General features: G+C 68.5%; 1 protein-coding gene (cut by a window edge). It reads left to right on the top strand.

Annotated elements, in window-relative coordinates; translation table 11 throughout:
• Positions 1-22,807, top strand: partial view of a non-ribosomal peptide synthase/polyketide synthase gene (locus ACFVJ3_RS17090; protein ID WP_378453152.1) — the 3' portion only. It extends 8,243 nt beyond the left edge of the window; the window shows 22,807 of its 31,050 coding nt (coding positions 8,244-31,050); its start codon lies beyond the left edge, outside the window; its stop codon occupies positions 22,805-22,807.

Below are 22,807 nucleotides of genomic sequence, written 5' to 3'. Positions count from 1 at the left end.
CATCTTCACCTCGGGTTCGACCGGCCGACCCAAGGGAGTGGCCGTCTCGCACGCCGGTCTCGGAAGCCACTTCGGGTTCCTGGTGTCTCTCGGCGCGCTGGACGAGACCGATCGGGTTGCCGTCAAGACACCACAGTCGTTCGACGCATCGCTCTGGGAATTGTTGTGGCCCCTGGCTGTGGGAGCACGCGTCGTGATCGCGGAACCGGACGGACACAAGGATCCCGACTACCTCGCGGAACTGATCGACACCGAGCAGATCACGGCGATACATTTCGTCCCGTCGATGCTCGCCGTCTTCACCGACGTGATCGTGCCGTCCCGGTTCTCGTCGCTGCGTACCGTGTTCGTCGGCGGCGAGGCACTGTCCGTCACTGTGGCGCGGCGGTTCGCGGCCGTCTCCGACGCGGCCGTCCTCAACGCGTACGGTCCCGCGGAGGTCGCGCCCGCCTCCACCACCTCATGGGTGGACACCTCGAACTCGGGCATCGTCACCGTGGGTACACCGGTGTGGAACACCCGAGCCTACGTGTTGGACCAGCGGCTCCACCCCAGTCCTGCCGGAGTGACCGGCGAGTTGTACCTGGCCGGCACCCAGGTGTCTCGCGGATACGCGGGACGCCCCGACCTCACCGCCGAACGGTTCGTGGCCAACCCCTTCGACGCGCCAGGCACTCGGATGTACCGGACCGGTGACCGTCTTCGCTGGAATAACCGCGGCGAATTGGAATACCTCGGCCGCAACGATTTCCAGGTGAAGCTGCGCGGACTGCGGATCGAGCTCGGTGAGATCGAGGCGGTACTCGAATCCGCGGACTCCGTTGCCCAGGCGGTCGTGACCGTGTACTCCGGAGCGGCGAGCGAACAATTGGTGGCCTATCTCGTCACACGTACGGGCACGACGGTCGACACAGAGGCACTGACGACATATGCCGAGAGCCGGCTGCCCGAGTACATGATTCCGGACGGGTTCGTCACGCTCGACGCCTTCCCGCTCAACGCGAGCGGCAAACTGGATCGCGCGGCGTTGCCTGCCCCGGCCGTCGGTGACGTCGCGGTCGCTCGAGTGGAGCCACGTACTCCGATGGAGGAAACACTCGCGGCCTTGTTCCGGGAGGCGCTCGGCGTCGAAGACCTGGGGGTGAACGACTCGTTCTTCGCTCTCGGCGGCGACAGCATCGTGTCGATCCAGCTGGTGTCGCGAGCCAAGGCCGCGGGGATCGTCTTCACCCCACGGGACGTGTTCGAGCGCAAGAGCATTGCCGCGCTCGCCGAAGTGGCTACCGTCGCGTCGGCGGACCGGCTCGCGCTCGCCGAACTGGCGGGTGGCGGCGTGGGGAACGTCGAGCTGACCCCGGTTGTCCGATCGCTGCTCGACCGGTCGGGTCCGGTGGGCCGGTATTCGCAGTCCGTGCTACTCACGCTGCCGACCGGGATCGAGCGATCGGACATCGTGGCAACGGTGCAGGCGGTACTCGACAGGCACGACGCGCTGCGGTCCCGACTGGTCCGCGACGGTGCCGACGTGCGTCACTCGGTGTTGCCCGCCGGTGCCGTCGACGCCGATCGACTGGTCACGACGGTGCCGGTGGATCCCGACCTCGGCGACGAAGCCTTCGATGCGCTGATCGACCGCGAACTCTCCGCCGCGGCCGACCGGTTCGACTTCGAGACCCCGGTGCTCACGCAGTTCGTCTGGTTGGACTGCGGTGCGACCCGGCCCGGGCGGCTCCTCGTGGTTGCTCATCACCTGGTCGTCGACGGTGTGTCCTGGCGGATCCTCGTGCCGGACCTCGTTGCGGCGGGAGGTGCCGTCGCAGCCGGTCACGCTCCGAACCTGCCGGAGGTCGGCACGTCGTTGCGGCGGTGGTCGCACGGGTTGTCGGAGGCTGCCCGTCAGCCGTCCGCCCTCGCGCAGTTCGACTACTGGCGAAGCGTTGTCGACGCTCCGGACCCGCTCCTCGGCGACAGGGCTCTCGATCCGGTGCGGGACCGGACCTCGACCACGCAGGAGCTGCACGTCGAGCTGTCCACCGAGATCACGGGCACGCTGCTGGCCCGCGTGCCGGAGGCATTCCGGTGCTCGGTCGGTGATTCGCTGCTTGCCGGCTTCGCGGTGGCCCTCACCGAGTGGCGCCGTGCGCGCGGGGTGCCCGCCGCTTCTGCATACGTCACCCTCGAGGGTCACGGCCGCGAGGAGTCGGTCGTGCCGGGCGCCGATCTGTCTCGAACCGTCGGCTGGTTCACCAGCGTGTATCCGGTTCGGCTCGCCCTGGACGGAGTGGACACACAGGACGCACTCGTCGGCGGCGCGTCGGCCGGCGCCGCGATCAAGGCGGTGAAAGAGCAACTTCTGGCGGTCCCCGACCGGGGCGTCGGGTACGGACTGCTGCGATACATCAATCCGGCGACGGCAACCGTTCTCGCGGGATTCGACCCGCCCCAGGTCGTCTTCAACTACCTCGGAAAGACCGGGATGGGCGATCTGTCCCCGGAGATGCGTGAGATCGGCTGGGTGCCGGATCTTGCGTCGTCGCGCGTCTTCTCGGGTGACACCGATCCGGAGATGAGCGCTTCCGCAGTGATCGAGATCAATGTCGGAGTGACGGATACCGATGCCGGACCGCGACTCGGTGCTTCAGTGCGGTTCGCCGGTGAACTGCTCGCAGCCGACGACGTTCGCGAACTCGTCGATCTGTGGCAGCAGGCGCTCGTCTCACAGATCGAGCACGTCGTCGCCGGATCCGGTGGGGGACTGACCCCGTCGGACGTCGGTACGGTGGCGCTCACCCAGTCCCAGATCGAGGTCTGGGAGCGGGCGTACCCGACCCTCGAGGATGTGTGGGCGCTGTCGCCGCTGCAGGCCGGTTTCCATTTCCATTCGCTGTTGGCCGCCGAGCACAGTGTCGATGTCTACCATTCTCAGCTGCGGATGACCCTGCTCGGCGACGTGTCGGCGGATCGGATGCGGGCCGCCGCCGCTGCGCTCCTGGAGCGGTATTCCAACCTGCGGGTGGTGTTCGTGCAGGACGGCGACGTCACGGCGCAGATCCCCCTCCGCGGGGTGGAGGTCCCACTGACCGTGGTAGACCTGTCGGGCCGTGAGAGTGATTTCGGGGAAAGGGAACTCGAGGCGCTGGTCGCAGAGAACCGGACCGCCCCGTTCGACTTGTCCGACGCGCCGCTGCTGCGTCTGCTGCTCGTGCGCACGGGCGCCGGGCGGTACGAGTTGGCGATGACCAACCACCACATCCTCCTCGACGGATGGTCCATCCCGCTGATCGTCCAGGACCTGCTGGTGCTCTACGCGACCGCGGGCGATCAGTCCGCGCTCCCGGCGGTGCGGCCGTACCGGGAATACCTCGACTGGCTGGCCCGCCGAGACCCCTCCGCCTCGCGGGCCGCGTGGGCGCACGCGTTGGATGGCCTCGACGAGCCGACTCTGCTCGCGCCTGCCCGCACCGGCGGCACCGTGACGGTGGACCCGGAGGAAGTTCCGATCCACTTTTCCGAGGCGGACACCGCCGAGCTGCTGGCGTTCGCCCGACAGCACGGCGTCACGCCGAACACGGTGATCCAGACTGCGTGGGCCCTGCTGCTCAGGCGACTTACCGGACGGGACGACGTCGTATTCGGCGCCACCGTCTCGGGCCGCCCCCCGCACATCCCCGGGATCGAATCGATGGTCGGGCTCTTCATCAACACCGTCCCCGTCCGGGTACGAATCGACGCCGACGAGTCGGTGGCCGGGTTGCTGGCACGGGTGCAGGGGCAGCAGGCCGATTTGCTCGATCACCACTATCTCGGCCTGACGGAAATCCAGGCCGAGGCGGGGGTCGGGGTGCTGTTCGACACGCTCACCGTCTTCGAGTCGTACCCCGTGGATCAGGCGGCGCTGCAGGCGCAGACCGACATCGCCGGTATGCGCGTGGACTCGGTCGAGGTGCACAGTGTCACCCACTACCCATTGAGCCTGATGGCCCAGGTCGACGACACCCTGCGGCTCGGGGTTGCCTACCTGCCGGACACCTTCGAGAGCGACGAGGCGAAGCTGATTGCGGCGCGGCTCGATTCGGTCATCCGTGCGTTGATCGCAGAGCCCTCCGCCGCGGTAGCCGAGGTCACCGGATTCATCCCGGGCGAGTACGCGCGGGTGATGCACGAGTGGAACGCCACCGACCACCACGTGCCGGAGTCGACGCTGCTGACGTCGTTCGAGGCGCAGGCGGCGCGTACACCCGATGCTGTTGCCGTCGATTTCGACGGTGACGTACTGACGTACGCAGCCCTCGATGCGCGCGCGAACCAGCTTGCCCGGCATCTGATCGCACTGGGTGTGGCCCCCGAAACCCGAGTGGCCGTGGTGATGCGGCGGTCGCTGGAACTGGTCGTCGGAATCTACGCCGTACTCAAGGCCGGTGGTGCATACGTGCCGGTCGATCCCGATCACCCGGCAGAGCGAACGAGTTACGTGCTCGGGTCGGCACAGCCGGTGTGCGTACTGACCACCTCGGCCGACCGACCGGACCTGCCGAACGGGATCCCCGTGGCGGACCTCGACACTCTCGACCTTTCGGGTGTCTCCACGGCGCCGTTGACCGACGCCGAACGTATCGAACCGTTGCGGCCTGCACACCCTGCGTACGTCATCTACACGTCCGGCTCCACCGGCAAGCCCAAGGGAGTCGCGGTACCGCATGCGGCCATCGTGAATCAACTGCTCTGGATGCAGTCGGAGTACACACTCACCGATCGGGATGTGTGGTTGCAGAAGACCGCAACCACGTTCGACGTGTCGTTGTGGGGTTACTTCTGGCCCCTGCAGGTGGGTGCCACGATGGTGCTGGCCACTCCGGACGGGCATCGAGAGCCTGCCTATCTGACTCGGGTCATCGACGAGCGTTCGGTGACGGTCACCGATTTCGTGCCGTCCATGCTCGACGTGTTCGTCGCTGCCGCCGCCGTGGGGTCGTGCCGTTCGCTGCGGCATGTGTTCGTCATCGGCGAAGCGCTGCCGCCCGCGACCGTCCAGCGTTTCCGGGAACTCTCCGCGGCCGGACTGCACAACCTGTACGGGCCCACCGAGGCCGCAGTGTCGGTGACGTACTGGAAGACCGGTGAAGCCGACACCACGAACGTGCCGATCGGTGTGCCGGAATGGAATACCCAGGCCTACGTGCTCGATTCCCGGCTGCACCCGGTTCCCGTCGGTGTTCCGGGGGAGCTCTACCTCGGCGGTGCTCAGCTCGCACGCGGATACCTCGGCCGCGTCGATCTCACTTCCGATCGATTCGTCGCGAACCCGTTCGGACGCACGGGTGAGCGCATGTACCGCACCGGCGACCTCGTGCGATGGACGTCGGCGGGAGCGCTCGTCTACATCGGACGTACCGACTTCCAGGTGAAGTTCCGTGGTCAGCGCATCGAACTCGGCGAGATCGAGACAGTGCTCCGGTCGCACCCGGCGGTCACCGGGGCCGTCGTGTCGGTGTACTCCGACACCACCGTCGGCGATCATCTGGTCGCGTACGTCGTCGGTACACCCGGAGGCGAGCTGGACGGTGCGGAGCTTCGCCGACAGGCTTCGGAATCCCTGCCGTCGTACATGGTGCCGTCCGCGATCACAGTGCTCGACGAGTTCCCGCTGAACACCAGCGGGAAGCTCGATCGCAAGGAGTTGCCCGACCCTGAATTCCACGTTGCCACCGAGTACATCGCACCGCGAAATGCGGCCGAGCGCACGGTCGCGGCAGTGTTCGCGGACGTGCTCGGTTCGGGCCGGGTCGGTGCGCACGACAACTTCTTCGACCTCGGCGGCAACTCGCTCTCCGTCACACGAGTGGCGGCGCGGCTCGGTGAGTCGTCGGGCACCGGACTGTCTGTGCGCGATGTGTTCACCGCGCCCACGGTCGCCGAGTTGGCTCTTCGCCTCGCCGAGCCCACGGCCGCAGGAGGCGCGCGCCCGGTGCTGTCCGCGGTGCAGCGACCGGCCCGGATACCGCTGTCACCGGCGCAGCAGCGGATGTGGTTCATCAACCAGTTCGACCCGGCCTCGCCCGCGTACAACCTGCCGCTCGCGGTCCGCATGTCCGGTGCTCTCGATGTCGCAGCGTTGTCGCAGGCACTCGACGACGTCGTCGGACGTCACGAGTCGCTTCGTACCGTTTTCCCCGACACCGAGGACGGACCCGCTCAGGTCGTCGTGTCCGCGGCGGATCTCTCGATGCCCCTCGAGGTCGTGGACGTACCGGAGGGCGAGCTCGATTCCCGGATGGTCGCGTTCGCGTCCCGCGGATTCGACGTGTCCGAGGAATTGCCGGTACGGGCCACGCTGTTCCGTACCGGTCCCGGCGACCATGTCCTGGCGATCACGCTGCATCACATCGCCGCCGACGGTTGGTCGTTCGGACCTCTCGGCGGGGATGTCATGACCGCGTACGCGGCCCGAGCAGAGTCCCGCAGTCCGGAGTGGATTCCGCTCGCGGTCCAGTACGCCGACTACAGTCTGTGGCACAGGGCGGTTCTCGGCAGCGAGGACGAGCCGGAGTCCCTCGCCCGACGCCAACTCGAGTACTGGACGCGGACGCTCGACGGACTCCCAGACGAGCTGAAACTCCCCTTCGACCGCCCACGCCGGACCGAGCAGTCCTACGCCGGGGGATCCGTGGGCTTCACCATCACCCCCGAGATCCACAGCGGCATCGAGCGGTTGGCGCGCGAACACGGAGCCACGGTCTTCATGGTGGCGCACGCTGCCTTCGCGCTCCTGTTGGCCCGCTTGTCCGCGTCGGACGATATCGCCGTCGGAGCGCCGATCGCCGGACGTGGCGAACGCGTTCTCGACAACCTGGTCGGAATGTTCGTCAACACGCTCGTGCTCCGCACGCGCATCGAGGGCGCCGAGACGTTCGCGGAGTTGCTGACGCGGGTGCGCGACGGCGACATCGGGGCATTCGGCCACGCGGACCTCCCCTTCGAGCGTCTCGTCGACGTTCTCGACCCCGTGCGGACGTCCGCGCATCACCCGCTCATCCAGACTGCGCTGTCGATGCAGCCGACGGCACTCGACGACATCGAACTCCCCGGACTCCGGGTGCGTGTCGAGGACATCGACGCGCGCGTCGCGAAATTCGACCTGCAGCTGACATTGGGAGAGACCATCGACCCCGCGGGCGTTCCGTCGGGTATGCGCGCCGAGTTCACCTACGCCGCAGACTTGTTCGACGACGTTACTGTGCGCCGGTACGCGGTGCAGCTCGTGAGAATCTTCGAAACGGTGATCGCAGACCCCACCACGGTGGTCGGCGACGTGAATCTCCTCGACGAGGCCGAGAGGGCCCGCCTGGCACCGGTTCGCGGGGCACCGAGTCGACCTACTCGACTGCTGCCCGAAGTCCTGGCCGAGTCGGCGGCCGACCCGTCCGCGACTGCGCTCGTCTTCGGCGGCCGTTCGATGACCTACGGAGAACTGGACCGGCGATCCAACCTCTGGGCGCGCGAATTGATCGAGGCCGGAGCCGGCCCCGAGACGTTCGTGGCCGTCGCGCTGGCCCGCTCGATCGAATCGGTGCTCGCCGTCTGGGCCGTTGCCAAGACAGGTGCCGCGTTCGTGCCGGTGGACCCGAGCTACCCGGCCGAACGGATCGCACACATGCTCGGCGATTCGGGAGCCGCGCTCGGCCTCACGACGATCGAGTTCCGCGGCGGATTGCCCGACTCGACGCAGTGGCTGGTGATGGACGATCCCGACCACGCTGCGCTGGTGGCGTCCCATTCCCCGGCGGCGATGACAGCGGCCGATCGCCTCGGACGGATGCACGCGGACCAACTCGCCTACCTCATCTACACGTCCGGATCCACCGGACTGCCCAAGGGCGTCGCCGTCACACATTCGGGGCTCGCGAACCTCCTGACGGAGCTGGCCGACGAGTACGAACTCACCGCCGACGCCCGGACCCTGCACTTCGCATCACCCAGTTTCGACGCCTCCGTGTTCGAGTATCTGATGGCCTTCTGCGGGGGCGCGACGATGGTAGTCGTTCCCCACTCGGTGTACGGCGGTACGGAGCTCGCCGAACTCCTGGGCGAGCAGAGAGTCACGCACGCCTTCATCACCCCGGCCGCGTTGGCGTCCGTCGATCCCACGGGACTCGATGAACTCGCCGTCATCGTCGTCGGCGGAGAGGCCTGGGGGGCCGACCTCGCCGAGCGTTGGGTACCGGGGCGGGCACTGTTCAACGGCTACGGGCCGACCGAGTCCTCGATGATGGTGACGCAGAGTGGACCGCTGATGGTCGGCGAGCGGATGACCATCGGCGGCCCTGTGCGCGGTGTCGAGGCGTTCGTCCTCGATGCGCGGCTGCATCCCGTGCCCCCCGGTGTGCCGGGGGAGCTGTACGTGTCGGGACCAGCGCTTGCCCGCGGCTACCACCAGCGCCTCGGTCTCACCGCGGAGCGTTTCGTCGCGAACCCCCACGGCGCACCCGGCCGGCGGATGTACCGCACCGGCGACCTCGTCCGGTGGGTCGAGTCCCGCACCGGGACGTACGTCATCGAATACGTCGGGCGCAGCGACTTCCAAGTGAAGATTCGCGGATTCCGAGTGGAACTCGGTGAGATCGACTCCGTGTTCCGAGCGCATCCTGCGGTCGGATTCGCCGCGACCGTCGCGCACGACACCGAATCCGGCGTCACAGCACTGGTCACCTATGTCTGTGCTGCGTCGGGGAACGACGTCGACGTCGACGACCTGACCGCATTCGTCGGCGGGGCGTTGCCTGCGCACATGGTCCCCGGTTCGATCATGGTTCTCGACTCGATCCCGCTGACACCGGCGGGCAAGCTCGACCGCCGCGCCCTCCCCGAACCCGTGTTCGCGAGCCACACCCGATTCACCGCACCGAACACGGCGGACGAGCTCGCCGTCGCCGCAGCGTTCGCGGATGTGCTGGGCGAATCACGTATCGGTGTGGACGACAACTTCTTCGCTCTCGGTGGCAACTCGTTGTCCGCCACCCAGGTGGTTTCCCGGGTCGGTTCGGCGTTCGGCACCCGTGTCTCCGTTCGCACACTGTTCGACAACCCCACTGTGCGTCAACTGGTGTCCGCAGTGGCCACGTCGGGGCCGGACGCGCCCTCGGGGCGGCCCGCGCTGACGCGGCGCGAGCGTCCGGGACGGATCCCGTTGTCGCTGGCGCAGCAGCGGATCTGGTTCCTCAACCAGTTCGATCCTTCGTCCTCTGCGTACAACATCCCACTCGCACTGCGGATGTCGGGCCGGATCGACCTCCCGGCCTTGCGTGCAGCGCTCGGTGACGTTCTCGAACGTCACGAGTCGTTGCGGACCGTGTATCCGGGTTCGGCGGACGGTGCGCATCAGGAGGTCCTGCCGGCCGCCGCGGCAGAGTTCGATCTCACACCGATCCGAACCGCGCCGGACCAGCTGATGCTCCGGATCGCCGAGTACGCGGCCGCCGGTTTCGACGTGACCGGGGAGATCCCGTTCCGAATCCACCTGTTCCGGGAGAACCGTTCCGAACATGTGCTGCTGCTCGTCGCGCACCACATCGCTGCAGACGGATGGTCGTTCGGTCCGCTCGCCGCCGACGTGATGGCCGCATATGCATCCCGAGTGGAAGGGCTGGCGCCGTCCTGGGAGCCGCTACCCGTCCAGTACGCCGACTACAGTGTCTGGCAGCGGGAACTGCTCGGCGCCGAGGACGATCCGGACAGTCTGTCCGCCAAGCAGATCGAGCGTTGGCGTGCGGCTCTGGACGGTGCACCCGAGGCAATCGATCTGCCTACGGACCACCCTCGTCCCGCGGTAGCGTCGCACCGCGGCGAACGGGTGGACTTCGTGATCGGTGCCGACACCCACCGGGGGCTGGTCGAGCGCGCCCAGAAGGGCGGCACCACGCTGTTCATGGTCGTTCATGCTGCGTTCGCGACGCTCCTGCACAGGCTCAGCGGCAGCACGGACATCGTGATCGGCACACCCGTCGCCGGCCGCGGCGACGAGGGACTCGACCCGCTCGTCGGAATGTTCGTGAACACCCTGGCCTTGCGCACACGGCTTCACCCCGGCGAGAGTTTCGGCGCTCTCCTGGAACAGGTGCGCGATGTCGATCTCACGGCGTTCCAGGACACAGAGGTTCCCTTCGACCGGCTCGTCGAGATCCTGCGTCCCACCCGGTCGTCCGATCGGCACCCGCTGTTCCAGGTGATGTTCGCCTTCCAGAACCTGCGACCGGTGAAGCTGGAACTGACGCAGTTGGTGGTGGAGGCCGTCGACTTCGATCCCCACATCGCGAAGTTCGATCTGGATCTGGCGCTCGCCGAAACCGTGGACGACGCCGGACACCACCACGGGATCTCCGGTGCCTTCACGTTCGCATCGGAACTATTCGAACGCGCCACGGTCGCGGGATTCGCGGACCGATTCCTGCGGATCCTCGAGGCGGTCGCTGCCGCCGCCGACATCGCCGTCGGCGATATCGCCATCCTGGGTGCCGCCGAGCAACAGTCCCTCGCACCGGTGTGGGGCGGGCCGCCTCTCGCGAACGCCACCCTTCCGGAGCTGCTCGTCGCGACGGCGGAACGGTATCCGGATTCGACTGCGCTCGTCTTCGACGGTGTCTCGGTCGACTACCGCGAATTGGACCGGCGATCGACGCAGCTGGCACGTGCACTCATCGGGATGGGCGTCGGCCCGGAAACCTACGTCGCAGTGGCATTGCCGCGCTCCGTCGAGTCGGTGCTGTGCGTGTGGGCCGCTGCCAAGACCGGTGCGGCCTATGTTCCGATCGACCCCGCGCATCCGGTGGACCGCATCGCGCACATTCTGCGGGATTCGGGAGTCGTCGTCGGTGTCACCCGCGCCGAGTTCGCCGAACACCTCCCGGGTGTGACCGACTGGCTCGTGTTCGACGACCCGGAGGTGCTCCGCGAATTGTCCTCGGCGAGCACGGAGCCGGTCGGGGACGCGGACCGCACATCCGCTCTGCACGTCGATCATCCCGCCTATCTCATCTACACGTCGGGTTCGACGGGACTGCCCAAGGGCGTCGTGGTCTCCCACCGCGGTCTCGCGAATCTCGCCGGCGCGTATACCACCGCAGTGCGGGCCACCGCGGAGTCCCGGGTCGCGCACCTCGCGTCCCCGACGTTCGACCTGTCCGTCCTCGAACTGCTCCTGGCCCACACTTCCGGGGCCGCGCTGGTGGTCTGTCCGCCCGGTGTGTACGGCGGCACAGAGCTGCACGAGGTGCTGCAGTCCGAGCGCGTCACGCACATGACCATCACGAATGCCGCTCTGGCGTCGGTCGACCCGGAGGGACTGGACGATCTACGGTCGATCGTCGTCGGCGGCGACGCCTGCCCACCGGAGACGGTGGCGCGATGGGCTGACCGGATCGAACTCGTCAACGGGTACGGTCCCACCGAAGTGACGGTGGGCGCCACGTTCAGCTCGGTGCTCGACCCGGGCGGAGACATCACCATCGGCGGGCCGCTGCCCGGCGTCGCCGCCGTGGTTCTCGATTCGAGGTTGAGGCCCGTGCCGGTCGGTGTCGTGGGAGAGTTGTACCTGCTGGGACCGGCTCTGGCCCGCGGATATCACAAGCGTGCCGCGCTCACGGCAAACCGATTCGTGGCCAGTCCGTTCGACGCCGCGGGTGCCCGGATGTACCGCACCGGTGACATAGTGCGCTGGCGCGCAGTGCATTCCGGTGTGACCGGCAGCATGACCGATGGAACTCTTCCCGGACATGCGATCGAATACCTCGGCCGCTCCGACCACCAGGTCAAGGTCCGTGGACTTCGTATCGAACTCGGCGAGATCGATGCCGCCCTCAACGCACATCCCGATGTCGAATTCGCTGCCACCCTCGGCTACAAGTCTCCATCGGAAACACGACTGGCATCGCACGTGCTCGTCGGTGAGGGCGCCGACCGTGATTCGGCAGCTCTGCTCGCGTTCCTGCGTCAGGCATTGCCGGGGTACATGGTTCCGGCGGCGCTGGTGTTCCTGGACACCATCCCTCTGACCCCGAATGGCAAACTCGACCGGGGCGCCCTGCCCGCGCCGGACTTCGGCGCGGCAGTCAAGGAGATCGTGTACCGGGCGCCGCGGAACGCACTGGAGCGGTCGATCGCGGACGCGTTTGCCGAAGTGCTGGGCGGTACGGACATCGGTCTCGACACGGATTTCTTCGATGCAGGTGGTAACTCGCTCTCCGCGACGCGGGTGACCGCCCGGGTGGGCGCCCTACTCGACATCCGGGTCACGGTGCGTGACATCTTCGAAGCCCCGACCGTCCTCGCGCTGGCAGATTCGCTGGCGCCGCGTATGTCCAGGGCCGGCGACGGCGCTTCCGCCGCACCAGCCCTCGTGCCGCAGCCGCGTCCCGACCGGATCCCGCTGTCACTCGCACAGCAGCGGATGTGGTTCCTCAACCAATTCGACACCTCGTCGGCGACGTACAACCTGCCCGCGGCCGTCCGGCTGACCGGACCGCTGGACATTGCGGCTCTGGCCGCCGCGATCGACGATCTGATCACCCGGCACGAACCGCTGCGGACCGTCTTCCCCGATTCCCGGGGCGGACCGCACCAGGTGATCCTCGAGCCCGGAGAGTTCACCCCCGACGTCGCACCGGTCCGCGTGAGCGAGACCGGGCTGCGCGCGGATCTCCAGCAGTTCCTGCTGACCGGCTTCGACGTCTCCCAGGCCGTGCCACTGCGGGTGAAGGTGTACTCGCTCGGCGACGCCGAGCACGTGCTCGCACTCGTCGTCCATCACATCTCCGCCGACGGCGTGTCCATGGAACCGCTGATCCGGGACGTGATGATCGCGTACGCGAGCCGCGCGGCAGGCCAGGTGCCCACCTGGGCGCCGCTGCCGGTGCAGTACGCCGACTACGCGCTGTGGCAGCGGGAGGTGCTCGGCGCCGAGTCCGACCCGGGCAGCCTCGCCGCCGCGCAACTCGAGTATTGGACCCGGACACTCGCCGGTGTCCCGGACCAGCTGTACCTGCCGGGCGACCGGGGCAGGCCGGCCGTTCCGTCGCATCGGGGTGCGGCAACCCGTTTCGCCCTGGACGCCGACACGCACCGGGCCCTGGCCGAGCTGGCACGCACGCACGGCGCCAGCATCTTCATGGTCGCCCACGCCGCGCTCAGCGTCCTGCTGGGCCGGCTCAGCACCACCTCCGACATCACCGTCGGCACGGCCATTGCCGGCCGCGGCCGGGTGGAGCTCGACGACATCATCGGCATGTTCGTCAACACCCTCGTGTTGCGCACGACGCTGGACCCGGGAGCGTCGTTCGTGTCGCTGCTCGAGCAGGCCCGGGACGTCGACCTCGAGGCGTTCGCCCACGCGGATCTGCCGTTCGAGCGGCTGGTAGAGGTCCTGAGCCCGGTCCGCTCCACCTCGCACCACCCGCTGTTCCAGGTGGCGCTCGGCGTGCAGGCGGTCTCTGCCGACCGACTCGAACTGGAGGGGTTGTCGGTGGAACCGCTCACCCTCGACGCCGGCATCGCGAAGTTCGACCTCCACTTCACGCTCATAGAGCGGCTCGACGACGCGGCCGAGGCAGCCGGAATCGACGCCGAACTGGTCTACGCGACAGACATTTTCGACGAAAGCACCGCCGCCGAGTACGCGACCCGGCTGCAGCGGATCTTCGAGGCGGTCGTCGCCGACCCCCACCGGCCCATCGGCGACATCCCGGTCCTCGGCGACGAGGAATACGCGGCGCTCACCCCGGTGCGCGGCGCCGACGCGCGACCGGTGCAGGTGCTGCCCGAGATCCTGGCCGGCGCCGTCGCCGCGGCACCCGACGGAGCCGCCGTCGTCTTCGAGGGGGAAAGCCTCACCTACCGTGACCTCGACGAACAGTCGAACCAGCTGGCCCGGTTGCTCGTCGACAGGGGGGTGGGACCCGAAACCCGGGTCGCGCTGGCGCTGCCGCGGTCCTTCGACTCCGTGGTGGCCGTGTGGGCGGTGGCCAAGACCGGTGCCGCGTTCGTGCCCGTCGACCCCGGCTATCCCGCGGACCGCATCCTGCACATGGTGGAGGACTCCGGGGCGATGGTCGGGATCACCGTGTCCGCGAAACAGGCTCTTCTCCCGGACTCGATCCGGTGGATGCTCCTCGACGACCCGGCGCTCGAGGTGTGCTGTACCCACGAATCCCGGTTGCCGGTCACCAACCGCGACCGCATGCGGCCGATCCTGTCCGACCAGGTGGCGTACGTCATCTACACGTCGGGATCCACCGGCCGGCCCAAGGGGGTCGCAGTCACACATCGCGGTCTGATGAACCTGGTGACCGACGAGCGTGAGCTCCTCGGTGTCACGTCCCGTTCGCGGACACTGCATTTCGCGTCCCCGAGCTTCGACGCCTCGGTGTTCGAGATGCTGATGGCACTCGGGGCGGGAGCCACCATGGTCATCGCCCCGCCCACGATCTACGGCGGATCGGAACTCGCGGAACTGCTCGCCGCCGAGCACGTCACCCATGCGTTCTCCACTCCGGCGGCGCTGGCGTCGGTGGATCATCACGGGCTCGACGACCTCGCCGTGGTCGTGGTCGCCGGTGACGTGTGCCCGCCGGAACTCGTCGCGCGCTGGGCGCCGGGGCGTCGCATGGTCAACGCGTACGGCCCCAGCGAGGCGACGATCATGTCGTCCATCACCGAACCCCTCCGCGCCGGTGAACCGGTCACCATCGGCGGCCCGAGCCGCGGAGTGCGGGCACTCGTGCTGGACGGCCGGCTGCGTCCCGTGCCGGTGGGTGTGCCGGGCGAACTGTACGTCGGAGGCCCGAGCCTCGCCCGCGGCTACCTCGGACGGCCGGGACTGACCGCCGAACGTTTCGTCGCCGACCCGTACGGCGAGCCCGGCGACCTCCTGTACCGCACCGGCGACCTCGTCCGGTGGCGGGAGAACCGCGTCCTCGATTTCGTCGGCCGCACCGACCACCAGGTGAAGATCCGCGGATTCCGCATCGAACTCGGCGAGATCGACGCCGCGCTCACCGCACACCCCCAGATCGAGTACGCCACCACGATCGGGTACGAGCACCCGAACGGGGAGACCTCCCTCGTCGCGTACGTGCTGCCGTTCACCGGTGAGGACGTGGACCGGGTCGAGGTCGCGAACTTCGTCGGGCGCACCCTGCCCGCCTACATGGTTCCCGCCTCCGTCACCCTCCTCGACGCCCTGCCGCTCACCCCGGCAGGCAAGCTCGACCGGGCAGCGCTACCCGAGCCGATTTTCGCCGCCGCGGCCACGACATTCGAGGCACCGCGGAACCCGATGGAGGTGATCGTCGCCGGCATCTTCGCGGACATCCTCGCGTTGCCCGAGATCGGCATCCACGACAGCTTCTTCGACCTCGGCGGCAACTCGCTGCTCGCCACGCAGGTGGTGTCGCGGATCAACGCGGCACTCGACGTCCACGTCGGTGTCCGCGAAGTGTTCGAATCGCCGACTGTCGCCTCCCTCGCGGCACGCATCATCGAGACCACCACCCACGGTGTGCGACGCCCCGCGCTGACGGCGAAGCCTCGGCCCGAACACATTCCGCTCTCGCTCGCCCAGCAGCGGATGTGGTTCATCAACCAGTTCGACACCGCATCGCCCGCCTACAACCTGCCGGTCGCGCTCCGGCTGTCGGGCGAGGTGGACCTGCGTGCCATGCAGATCGCGATCGCCGACCTCGTCGGGCGGCACGAGGCGCTGCGCACCGTCTATCCCGATTCCGCCGACGGTCCGCACCAGGTGATCGTGCCCACCGGGGACGCGGTGCCCGACCTGACACCGGTGGCGGCGCACCCCGACGACATCCTCGAGCGGGTGCTCGCACTCGTGACGACGGGCTTCGACGTGACCGCGGACGTGCCCCTGCGAGCGCGGATGTACCGCGTCGGCGCCGACGACTACGTGCTCGTGATGGTCGCCCACCACATCTCGGGTGACGGCTGGTCACTCGCCCCGCTGGCGCGCGACGTCATGCTCGCCTACACCGCCCGCGCCGAGGGACACGTTCCCCGCTGGGCGCCGCTGCCGGTGCAGTACGCCGACTACAGCCTGTGGCAGCGGGAACTCCTCGGCGACGAGGCCGATCCCGAATCGGTCGCCGCCGCTCAGATCGCGTACTGGACCCGCGCCCTGGAGGGTCTGCCGGACCGGCTGCCCCTGCCGACCGACCGTCCCCGTCCCGCGGTCGCGTCGCACCGGGGCGGGCACGTGCCGTTCACCGTCGACGCCGGCACCCACCGCGCCCTGCTGGCGCTCGCGCGCGGCCGGAACACCTCCCTGTTCATGGTGATGCACACCGCGCTCGCGGTACTGCTCGCGCGACTGAGCAACGAGTCCGACATCGCCGTCGGCGCACCCATCGCCGGCCGCGGTGAGGAATCCCTCGACGAACTCGTCGGCATGTTCGTGAACACCCTGGTGCTGCGCACCCACGTGGACCTCGCGAGTTCGTTCGCGGACAGCCTCGCCGACGCACGCTCTACCGATCTGAGTGCGTTCGCGCACTCCGACATTCCGTTCGAGCGCCTCGTCGACGTGCTGAACCCGGCCCGGTCCCGCTCACACCACCCGCTGTTCCAGGTCGCGTTCTCGTTCCAGAACCTCGCCACCACCACACTCGAACTTCCCGGGCTGCACGTCGAGGGACTCGATGTGCCGAACACGATCTCCAACTTCGATCTGCACCTGACATTGTCGGAGAAACATGACGCCGGCGGGGCCCCGGACGTGATCGAGGCCCAGTTCACGTACGCGACCGACCTCTTCGACGAATCGACCGTGGTGGCGTTCGCGGAACGCTTCACCCGCGTCCTCGAGTCGGTCGTACAGGATCCGGACGTGGCCGTCGGTGCCATCGACCTGCTCGACGGCCCCGAACGGCAGTCGGTCCTCGCCGAATTCAACGACACCGGCGTCGATCTGTCGCCGACGACCCTCGCCGAACTGTTCTCCGCCCAGGTGGCGCGCACTCCCGACGAGGCCGCGGTGGTCTTCGAGGGCACCGAACTCACGTATGCGGAGTTCGACCGCCGTGTCGACGGGCTCGCCCACCTGCTGATCGATCGCGGGGTGGGGCCGGAAACCGTGGTGGGACTGGCGATGAACCGGTCGATCGAACTACTGGTCGGAATGTACGCGGTGCTGCGAGCCGGCGGCGCGTACCTGCCGATCGATCTCGCCCATCCGGCCGACCGACTCGCCTACGTGCTCGAGACTGCGCGCCCGGTGTGCATCCTCACCACATACTCGGACGGGTTCGCCGCCGAGACCGTCCCGGTCATCGAGATCGACACCCTCGACCCCGCCGGCTCGCCACGCGGACCGGTGACCGATGCGCATCGTCTCGCCCCGCTGCGGCCGGAGAACACGGCGTACCTGATCTTCACGTCCGGGTCCACCGGCAGACCCAAGGGTGTCGCCGTGACACACGGTGCCATCGCGAACCAACTCCGCTGGAAGCAGCACGAATACCCGCTCGACACCACCGACGCCGTCGTGCATAAGACACCCGTCACGTTCGACCTGTCGGTGTGGGAACTGTTCTGGCCGCTGACCTCGGGCGCCCGACTCGTCATCGCCCACCCGGACGGTCACCGCGACCCGGCCTATCTGGCGGACCTGATGCGTCAGCAGCGCGTCACGACAGCACATTTCGTGCCGTCCCTGCTGGAGGCCTTCATGGCCACCCCGGGTGCGGGGGAGCAGCCGGCCCTGCGGCGGGTGCTGTGCATCGGCGAGGCGCTGCCCGTCGACACCGCCGCCCGCTTCCGCCGCCGGTTCGCCACCGTCGCACTGCACAACCTGTACGGGCCCACCGAGGCCGCCGTGTCCGTGACCGCCTGGACACACACCGCCACCGACGTCGACACCGTCCCCATCGGCGGACCCGAGTGGAACACACAGGTGTTCGTGCTGGATGCCCGGCTGAACCCGGTCCCCGTCGGGGTGTCGGGTGAGCTGTACCTGGCCGGCGACCAGCTGGCCCGCGGCTACGTTGCGCGCGCCGACCTGACGGGCGAGCGCTTCGTCGCCAACCCCTTCGGCGCACCCGGTTCGCGGCTCTACCGCACCGGTGACGTGGTCCGCTGGCGCGTCCGGGACGGGAGGGGCGTCCTCGAGTACCTCGAGCGCTCCGACTTCCAGGTGAAGGTCCGCGGGTTCCGCATCGAACTCGGCGAGATCGAGTCCGCACTGGTGTCGAGCGCGGGGGTGGGGCAGGCCGTCGTCATCGCCCACCAGCACCCACACACCGGGACCGCCCTGGTCGCGTACGTGGTCCCCGAGGACGGCGCCACCGTCGACTCCGCCGCGGTTCTGGCCGAGGTCGGCGCCGCGGTGCCGAACTACATGGTTCCCGCCGTCCTCGTCGTGCTCGCGCAACTGCCCCTGACCTCGAACGGCAAAGTCGACCGCAAGGGCCTTCCCGCACCCGACTTCGCCTCGGCAACAGTCGAATACCGCGCCCCCGCGACACCCACCGAGGAAGCGGTCGCCGCCGCCTTCGCCGACGTGCTCGGCGTCGAACAGGTCGGCGCCGCCGCGAACTTCTTCGACCTGGGTGGCAACTCCCTCGTCGCCACCCGGGTGGTCGCCCGGCTGTCCGAGCGACTCGGGCGCCGTGTGGAGATTCGAACCCTGTTCGAGGCGCCCACCGTCGCCGCCCTTGCAGCACTGCTGGATTCGATCGACGCGACCGCACCCACCCGCCCGACGCTGACGCCGGCAGTGCGTCCCGAACGGATTCCGCTGTCGTCGGCGCAGCAACGGATGTGGTTCCTCAACAGGTTCGACCCGAACTCCGCCGTGCACAACATTCCCGCGGCGGTCCGGCTGTCGGGCGCGCTGGACGTCGACGCACTGCAGCACGCGGTCACCGACGTCGTCCGCAGGCACGAGTCGCTGCGGACGGTATACCCGGACTCCGCGGACGGTCCGCACCAGGTGATCCTGCCCACCGACCGGGTAGGGGGCGCACTGTCCGTCGTCGCGACGGACGAGGCCACGATGCCCGCTCTGATCGCCGCCCTGGTGACCACCGGATTCGACGTCACCACGGAGGTTCCGGTGCGGGTGCGGATCTTCCGCATGTCCCCGGCGGAGCACGTTCTCGCCCTGGTGGTCCATCACATCTCCGGCGACGGCTGGTCGATGGCGCCGATGGTGCGCGACGTGATGACGGCGTACGCGGCGCGGTCGGCGGGCACCACCCCCGACTGGGCTCCGTTACCGGTGCAGTACGCCGACTATGCACTGTGGCAGCGGGCACTCCTCGGCGACGAGACCGACCCCGAATCGGTGTCGGCCCGGCAACTCGCGTTCTGGACGCAGACCCTCGCGGGCGCACCGGATCAGCTGGACCTGCCCACCGACCGCCCGCGTCCCGCGGTCGCGTCGTACCAGGGCGGCACCGTCGACTTCGCCGTGCCGGCCGACCTGCACGGCACGCTCCTGGGCGCCGCGCGGGACGCGAACGCGTCCCTGTTCATGCTCGTGCACTCGGCGCTCGCGGTGCTGCTGAGCCGACTCTCCGGAAGCGGTGACATCGCCATCGGCACCCCCGTCGCGGGACGTGGTGAACGCGAACTCGACGACCTGATCGGCATGTTCGTCAACACGCTGGTCCTGCGCCAGCAGGTCGACGGAGGCAAGTCTTTCGCCGAACTGGTCGCAGACGTGCGCGAGACCGATCTCGCCGCCTTCTCCCACGCGGACGTCCCGTTCGAGCGCCTCGTGGAGGTCGTCAATCCGTCGCGGTCCACGGGGCGGCATCCCTTGTTCCAGGTGATGCTCACGTTCCAGAACCTCGACCAGGCGACCCTGGAACTGGGCGACCTGTCGGTGAGCGGCGTCGACTTCGATGTCGACATTGCCAAGTTCGATCTGCAGCTCACCCTGATGGAGCAATTCGACTCCGAGGGAGGTCCGGACGGGATCGCCGCCCGCCTCACGTACGCCTCCGACCTGTTCGACGAGCGGTCCATGTATGTGTTCGGGCAGCGGTTCCTGCAGGTTCTGCGGGCGGCCACCGATAGTCCGGACACCGCGGTCGGCGACATCGACGTCCTCGGCAGCGGCGAACGGAAGCAGATCGCCGGTACCAACGCGACATCGCACGATGTGCTCGCCGGCACCCTGGCGTCGCTGTTCGACATGAGGGTCGCGGCGGATCCCGACCGGATCTCGGTGGTCTTCGACCGGGAGGAATTGACGTACGCCGACTTCGACGCCCGCGTGAACAGGCTGGCGCGCCGGTTGGTCGAGCAGGGCGTCGGCCCCGAGTCGGTGGTGGCGGTCGCGATGCGCCGTTCGATCGATCTGCTCGTCGCGATTTACGCCGTGGTGAAGGCGGGTGGCGCGTACCTGCCGGTGGATCCGGACCATCCGGCCGAGCGGACCGCGTATGTACTCGACACCGCACGGCCGGCATGTGTGCTGGTCAGCGGTGCCGGACACCCCGGCGGCGGATCGGTCCCCGTCATCGACGTCGCGTCCGAGGACGTCTCCGGCTTCGCCAGCTCGCCCGTCACCGATGCGGACCGGCTGCGGCCGCTGTCCCCGGCGAACACGGCGTACGTGATCTTCACGTCCGGGTCGACGGGCCGGCCGAAGGGCGTCGCGGTCACTCATGGCGCGATCGTGAACCGCCTGCTGTGGATGCAGCACGAATACACCCTGACCAGCGCGGACGTCGTTCTGCAGAAGACTCCGGTGACGTTCGACGTGTCGGTGTGGGAGCTGTTCTGGCCGCTGCAGGTGGGAGCCTCTCTGGTGATCGCCGCACCCGACGGACACCGCGATCCGCGGTACCTGACGGGGCTCGTCCAGGAACGTCACGTGACGACCACCCACTTCGTGCCGTCGATGCTGTCGGTATTCACTGCCGAACCTCTTGCGGCGGAGTGTGATTCGTTGCGGTTGGTGTTCTGTTCGGGTGAGGCGCTGACGCCGGAGCAGGTGGCCCGGTTCCGGGCGGTCAGTGGTGCGGATCTGCACAATCTGTACGGTCCGACGGAGGCCGCGGTCGACGTCACCCATTGGGAAACTGGTGCGGCGGACACACTGACGGTGCCGATCGGGCGTCCGGTGTGGAACACGCAGTTGCATGTGCTCGATTCCCGGTTGCATCCGGTGCCGAACAGGGTGGCGGGGGAGTTGTATCTGGCGGGTGATCAGCTGGCGCGGGGGTATCTGAATCGGGCGGATCTGTCGGCGGATCGGTTCGTGGCGAACCCGCACGTGGCTGGTGGGCGGATGTATAGGACGGGTGATCTTGTGCGTCGCCGCTCGGATGGGGTTCTGGAATATCTGGGGCGTACCGATCTTCAGGTGAAGTTGCGGGGGCAGCGGATCGAGCTGGGGGAGATCGAGGCGGCGCTGGAGACGCATTCGGACGTGATGCAGGCGGTGGTAGTGGTGCACCGCGACGACCGCGGCGAGGAAGCCCTCGTGGCATACCTGGTGGGGCGGCGCGCGGCCGACTGGTCCGACGTGCGCGCACACCTGTCGGCCCGCGTCCCGTCGTACATGATCCCCGCGCACGTCGTGCATCTGGACACCCTGCCGCTGTCGGTCAACGGCAAACTCGACCGCCAGGCCCTGCCCGCACCGGCGGTCCGGTCGGCGGCCGACGAGTATCAGGCCCCGCGGACGGCGGCCGAGCGCGCCGTCGCCGCGGTGTTCGCCGACGTGCTCGGCATCGACCGCGTCGGCGTCACGGACAGCTTCTTCGACCTCGGGGGCAACTCGCTGATTGCCACCCGGGTCGCGCCCGCGCTCGGATCCGAGTTGGGAATCGACTTCCCGTTGCAATGGATGTTCAGCGACCCCACGCCGCAGTCGCTGGGACAGCGCATCCAGAAGTGGACGAACGACGGGGTCGACGGTGCCGGTGCGTCACTCGACGTGCTTCTCCCGATCCGGTCGAGAGGGACGGCGGAACCGCTGTTCTGCGTGCATCCGTTCATCGGGCTCGCGTGGAGCTACGCGGGCCTCAGCCGCGAGCTGACCGAGGACCGGCCGATCTACGGGCTACAGTCGCCGGCGCTGACCGAGGACGAGCCGCATCTGGAGACGATCACCGACTTCGCGGGCCGCTACGTCCGGGAGATCCGTTCGATCCAGCCGCACGGCCCGTACCACCTGGTGGGGTGGTCGCTGGGCGGGGTCATCGCTCACGAGATGGCGGTGCAGTTGCAGGATGCCGGTGAGGAGGTGCGTCTGCTGGGGCTCCTCGACAGCTACGTCGGGCTCGACCGCAGTGTGGAGAACTCCGCGACCACCGCGGATCTTCTCGGCGGTGTCGGCCTGGACCTCCCGGACGACGGTGTGCTCGACGAGCTCGCGCCGGACGGGCAGTTCGACGCCGAGCGGGCGGCGGCGTTGCTGCGGGTCGTCGGAGGGCCGCTGGCGGCACTGACCGCGCCGGAACTCGAGCGGATCTACGGAACTGCGCTGCGGGCCCCCGAACTGATCGACGCACACCGGCCGAGGGTGTTCGACGGCGATCTGGTGTTCTTCACCGCCGCCCTCGACGACGGTTTCCACGTGGACCCGGTGACCTGCTGGGGCCAGTTCGTGCGCGGGGGCATCGACGAGCATCCGGTGGACGCGACGCACTGGACGATGACGACGCCGGACGCTCTCGCCGCGATCGCACCGCACCTCGAGCGTCCGCGTCGCCGGCCACGGCACGCCGCGCCCGACACCGGCAGGGACAGCGATCCCGACGACAGCGCGAACCGGCCGCATTCGGTGCGCTGA

Origin of the sequence: Rhodococcus sp. NPDC127593 (assembly GCF_042671975.1) — a bacterium.
Taxonomy (GTDB): Bacteria; Actinomycetota; Actinomycetes; order Mycobacteriales; family Mycobacteriaceae; genus Rhodococcus_F.
The sequence above is the reverse complement of the archived record's forward strand: the minus strand, read 5'-3'. Positions and strand labels throughout refer to the sequence as shown.